The 4,507-nt window shown below is 46.4% G+C and carries 6 protein-coding genes; 2 read left to right on the top strand and 4 right to left on the bottom strand.

Features of this window, described 5'->3' with window-relative positions; genetic code table 11:
• Together PHF32_08535 and PHF32_08540 are read left to right on the top strand one after the other, a co-directional pair.
• On the top strand, positions 1-1,303 hold a 1,303-nt coding region (locus PHF32_08535), incomplete at its 5' end, for a cyclodeaminase/cyclohydrolase family protein (protein ID MDD4560761.1).
• Positions 1,304-1,789: a shikimate kinase gene (locus PHF32_08540; GenBank protein MDD4560762.1), complete on the top strand. Its 486-nt coding sequence runs from the start codon at positions 1,304-1,306 to the stop codon at positions 1,787-1,789.
• A 19-nt stretch (positions 1,790-1,808) separates the two neighbouring features.
• Here PHF32_08540 and PHF32_08545 read toward each other — a convergent pair whose 3' ends face one another.
• The 4 genes from PHF32_08545 to PHF32_08560 form a co-directional block, all read right to left on the bottom strand.
• Positions 1,809-2,327, bottom strand: a complete 519-nt coding sequence (locus PHF32_08545) for an AAA family ATPase (protein ID MDD4560763.1) — start codon at positions 2,325-2,327, stop codon at positions 1,809-1,811.
• Entirely contained in the window at positions 2,305-2,862 is a 558-nt protein-coding gene (locus tag PHF32_08550; protein MDD4560764.1) for a GNAT family N-acetyltransferase, read from the bottom strand. The genes PHF32_08545 and PHF32_08550 overlap by 23 nt, the downstream gene beginning before the upstream one ends.
• A 205-nt stretch (positions 2,863-3,067) precedes the next feature.
• Positions 3,068-3,736: a hypothetical protein gene (locus PHF32_08555; GenBank protein MDD4560765.1), complete on the bottom strand. Its 669-nt coding sequence runs from the start codon at positions 3,734-3,736 to the stop codon at positions 3,068-3,070.
• 246 nt (positions 3,737-3,982) lie between these two features.
• Entirely contained in the window at positions 3,983-4,300 is a 318-nt protein-coding gene (locus PHF32_08560) for an integration host factor subunit beta (GenBank protein MDD4560766.1), read from the bottom strand.
• Positions 4,301-4,507: the final 207 nt, after the last annotated feature.

A 4,507-nucleotide genomic window follows, 5' to 3' on the forward strand; every position in this document is an offset into this window, starting at 1 on the left:
CGTTTATCTCTACGAAAACGCGGCCACAAAACCTGAATGGAAGAACCTGGCCAATGTGCGCTCTGGTGAATATGAAGCCTTGCCGCAGAAAGCCAACGATCCAGCCTGGAAACCGGATTTTGGCCCCCATGTATTCAACGCTAAAAGCGGAGCTACAGCCATTTCCGCCAGGGAGTTCCTGATTGCCTACAATATCAATCTGAATACCAGAGACAAAAAGAAAGCCCACGAAATAGCCCTTACCATCCGCGAAAGCGGCAAAGCAGCACGGAGCAAAGACGGCAAGATGCTGAAAGACGAGAATGGTAACAAAATTATGGAGCCCGGTCTCTTTACGCATTGTAAAGCAGTGGGTTGGTACATCGATGGCTACAATCGCGCTCAGATCAGCATAAACCTTACCAACTACAAGGTTACGCCTCCTCATAAAGTATTGGATAAAGTGCGTGAACTGGCTGGTGAGATGGGAATTCAGGTAACCGGAAGTGAACTGGTGGGCCTTATCCCCAAAGCAGCACTCTTGGAAAGCGGAAAATACTACCTCTCCAAGATGAACGAATCCACCGGAATTCCCGAAAAGATGATCATGGAAACCGCCATCCAATCTATGGGTTTGGCTGAATTAGCGCCATTTGATCTGAATAGAAAAGTGATTGAGTATGCGATTCAGGATAGCAATCGCCTAAGCGCAATGACGGTGGAAGGCTTTTGCGACCTGCTTTCTACAGACGCTCCCGCTCCCGGTGGCGGATCAGTTGCCGCACTATGCGCATCAATGAGCGGTGCACTCTCTGCAATGGTCTCAAACCTCACCATAGATAAAAAGGGTTATGAGAAAGTGCAAAACATGGCCCTGGAATATGCCCCCTTGGGTCAGAGCATCAAAGAACGCGCCATGCACTGTATAGATGTGGATACCAATGCCTTCTATGCCATGATGGATGCTATGCGCCTGCCCAAAAAGACGGATGAAGAGATTGCCTATCGGGATCAACAGATCGAGAAATGCACTCAAGGTGCCATCATCGCTCCCCTGGAAAGTCTGAGGATTTCTCTGGAAGCAATTCAGTTGGCAGATAAAGTATGCCAGATCGGAAACGTGAACGCACTCTCCGATGCTGGCGTAGCAGCTTTAGTTGGTCTTGCTGCAGCCAAAGCCGCATACTTCAATATCCGTATCAATATCTCCGGCATCACGGACGAAAACTTCCGCAAAAGCACTCTTGCAGAAGCGGAAGAACTCCTGGACAAGTGCCGCACATTAAGTGAGAAAGTTGAAAAGGACGTAAGCGCCAGATTGTAGATGCTGTTATACATAATCGGTTTCAGTGGTGCGGGGAAGAGCACTTTGGCACGGAAGCTGTCTGTGTCTTGGAAAATACCTGCCTGGGATACCGATGACCTGTTTTGTGCAAAGCAGGGACAGAGCATTAGCGATTATGTAACAAAAAATGGATGGCTTTCTTTTCGTGAGAAGGAAAGCGAGATATTGAGAGGGACCGGTGAGTATGATGCCGGATCCCTCTCTTCAGTTTATAGCTACAGTGGATTGATAGCTTGCGGGGGAGGAGTTGTGGAAATGACCGAGAATCGAGATTTTCTGAGGTCTAAAAGTGTATTGTGGCTTGCTCCTGCCTGGGATGTCCTTCTACATCGAATCCATCAATCTCCTGCAGACTTTTGTAAAGACAAGAGTGATGCGGAGTTATGGGCATCTTACCGGTACAGGTTGCCCTTATATCGGGATTGCCTTCGCATCAAATTCCCGGACAAATCCACTTGTGGATAAGGCTATCAGGTATATCTACTTACAAAGCTATTGTGCCAATCAGGTTTTGGGCATGTTCCAAAACTTCTTGTGGGCTCATCGACGTGGTATCCAGGTTGTTGGGATACTCTGCAATAGATGTCGCAAGCCGGTCAAGAGCAAGCTCAGTATTTCGTTTTGCAGGTGATGCAGTAATGCGTTTCAGCAGTTCCCTGTCGCTGCAGGTAAGGCATATATTTATCAGGCGATAACAATCTGTATCCAGTGAAGATAGCACCTGCTTCCGAATGCTCTTTTCATGCATCACCCACGAGAAGATCACATACTGAAAATCCTCTCTAAGCAAAGACGACAGTACATAGCTGATGTGCCGTAGTACCATTTTTTTTGTAGCATCATTCACAATGAAGGGATCCATGCGCCAGAGATCGTCTCCATCCAGCCAAACGCTGCTGGGCAGAACCTGGTTCAGTGAAGCCGCCAGGGTGGTTTTTCCCACACCCGGTGCTCCGCCTATCAGGATCAAAACAGGCTTATCAATCAAGGCTGAGTTGTGCATTTGCGGCATGCTGTTGCAAAAGCTCGTACGAATAGCGGTAAGCGATGACAGGGACATCAGTAATGATTACTTTCAATATCTTCCTATCCACCTGCTCACCGCCCATATGAGCGTAAAATCCGCAAGAAATATTCTTTTCGGCCACCCATACCACCATACTGTGATGACCGCGATCCAATACTTCTTTGCAGAAGCCGTCAAATAGCGCCCTTCCGATCCCCAATCCCTGGTGCTTTTTTAATAGATACAAGGCACCCAATTCTGCACTGCAAGTATCCCCAATGCCAGTTTCGCTATCCGGATTACTACGGTTTTCACCCCCTGATGCAAACCCGCACACTGTGCCGGATACTGTAGCTACCAGGAATACCTGTCTCTGATCCAGGGTATATTGCCAATTACGCATGCTTGCAGGGATATTTAGAGCATCGAGCTTTTCTTTGGGCATGATGCCGGGATATGTCTCTCGCCAGCTCTGGATGTGGCATCTGGCGATAGCGGCGAGGTCTTCTTCTTTTACCTTTCTGATGATCATAGATCTTTCAGGGTCCCAATAATTTTTCGAATCCGGCGCCTCTCTTGGTTCTATCATGATCTTTCCTTCATCAATCTGATCCATGTATATCGTTCTTGCCCGCAATAGTGATTGTGGTATCAGAACTAAACACAATCATAGGCAATATCCGGGCAGATTCATCTATCCTTTCTCTGATAATTGATGCGATACCCGCGGCAAAGCATCAGTAAGTCTTTGGCGTCTCTTCGCACTTTGCGATCTCATTATTAGTTTTGATGGCTGCAAACTTCTGGCTGTAATCCGCGATCATCTCCGCTAGAGATCTGTTGATGCGGGGAGACGGGGAATTCAATATGTAGCAGGTGTATTGATAGGTTTTGTGTTTCTTTTGCAGAGTAATCAAGTAGCTTTTGTTTTGCCTGTCTTCTCCATGAATCCGATATATGTATCTATGCTTCTTCAGCGCTTTCAGAAATAGCTCATGGGCGAAATGGCTGGTAAAATACAGGTATCGAATGCTGTGAGATGAAGACTGCAGCTTTGAAAGCAATCCCCGGTTGAAAGTGAATTCCGAGAGATGATCGTCCGATGCTTTACGGTCTTGGCGGACAAAGCTTTGCAGGATATCTCCCACAGCCAGACGCTGCCGCTTCAGGAAGTTCTCGCACTGTAACTGCGTCCTCGGCCAGCGGGGATTGTCCGGTTCGAAGACCGCTTTTATAATGTACCAAAACAGATTGTGGATGGAGCCGTAGAAAAAGGCTATTTCACCCTCTCGCAGGTTCCCTTGATCCTCCACACAAAACTGCCACGGAGGTGCTGTGCCGATTATCAGGGCCAGGGCATCTGTGGGAATATAGGGCTGAAAGGGGTGATTTTGACGTTCCAGCATTTATTTTTATTCCTAATATTACTTTGTAAACATAACTAAAGTATTGCGAAAAAATGTCAATCTGAAATTTCCAATGCCAGACTCAATATATTGGTAAACTGCCCAAATAAAAAGGCCGTCTCAATCGAAACGGCCCATTATACCTTATTTGTTCTTTTTATGACGATTCTTGCGCAAGCGTTTTTTCCGCTTGTGAGTGGCGATTTTATGACGTTTCTTCTTCTTTCCGCAAGGCATATTGCCTCCCTAGTTCTTGATTTTGAGGTCAACTACGCTGTTTTTGAACTCACGCGAAAATTTGAAGGTGGGAACGGTACGTTCCGGTACAGGTACTTTTTCATCGGTCTTGGGATTGCGGCCCACGCGGGGTTTACGGGTTTTGAGACGGAAGGTGCCAAAACCACGAATCTCAATGTGATGACCAGCGGCCAAAAGGTCCTTGATTCCCTGGAATAGGGCATCAACCACCACGGCAACGTCCTTACGGATGATACCGGTATTTTCCGATATTTCCTTTACAAGATCAGCTTTTGTCATGTTTGTACTCCTTGAAGTTCTTCCTATGTCCTATCGTATTGATATCGCATAAATGTAATAATGCACTCAAATTCATGACCTTAGGTTTTATGTCAAGAGAAAAAAACATCTGGCATTCCCCCATTTTTTTAATTGAGCCTAATTTTGATTTGCCATTGGTCTCGTCGTTCTTCAATACTGGGTCTTCGTTTATATTGGATGATTTGATTGATGCAGATATTCAAGACATCGGTT

It is taken from the genome of Candidatus Cloacimonadota bacterium (assembly GCA_028706475.1).
GTDB lineage: Bacteria > Cloacimonadota > Cloacimonadia > Cloacimonadales > Cloacimonadaceae > UBA5456.

Coding starts and splice junctions, on each gene's coding strand:
- PHF32_08555 (MDD4560765.1), bottom strand. CDS start 3,736: ATGCTGGAACGTCAAAATCACCCCTTTCAGCCCTATATTCCCACAGAT.
- PHF32_08545 (MDD4560763.1), bottom strand. CDS start 2,327: ATGCACAACTCAGCCTTGATTGATAAGCCTGTTTTGATCCTGATAGGC.
- PHF32_08550 (MDD4560764.1), bottom strand. CDS start 2,862: ATGATCATCAGAAAGGTAAAAGAAGAAGACCTCGCCGCTATCGCCAGA.
- PHF32_08540 (MDD4560762.1), top strand. CDS start 1,304: ATGCTGTTATACATAATCGGTTTCAGTGGTGCGGGGAAGAGCACTTTG.